The sequence below is a fragment of the Paenibacillus sp. SER-28 genome, assembly GCF_052906305.1.
The window spans coordinates 1-508 of the sequence record NZ_JBRECM010000044.1 but is presented as its reverse complement, the minus strand read 5'-3'; the positions used below and the strand labels follow the sequence as shown (position 1 = coordinate 508).

Annotated in this window: 1 rRNA gene; it reads right to left on the bottom strand. The window is 54.3% G+C overall.

Features of this window, described 5'->3' with window-relative positions:
• Positions 1-508: ribosomal RNA gene (locus ACUYLD_RS25495) — 23S ribosomal RNA — on the bottom strand; the annotation flags it as partial.

Below are 508 nucleotides of genomic sequence, written 5' to 3'. Positions count from 1 at the left end.
AGGGAACCTTGGGGCGCCTCCGTTACTCTTTAGGAGGCGACCGCCCCAGTCAAACTGCCCACCTGACACTGTCCTCGTACCGGATCACGGTACCAAGTTAGAACCTAGATACGATCAGGGTGGTATCCCAAGGATGCCTCCTCTCAAGCTGGCGCTCAAGATTCTACGGCTCCCACCTATCCTGTACAGATCGTACCCAAATTCAATATCAAGCTGCAGTAAAGCTCCATGGGGTCTTTCCGTCTTGTCGCGGGTAACCTGCATCTTCACAGGTATTAAAATTTCACCGGATCTCTCGTTGAGACAGCGCCCAAGTCGTTACGCCATTCGTGCGGGTCAGAATTTACCTGACAAGGAATTTCGCTACCTTAGGACCGTTATAGTTACGGCCGCCGTTTACTGGGGCTTCGGTTCATAGCTTCGCCCCGAAGGGCTTACCACTCCCCTTAACCTTCCAGCACCGGGCAGGCGTCAGCCCGTATACTTCGCCTTGCGGCTTCGCACAGAC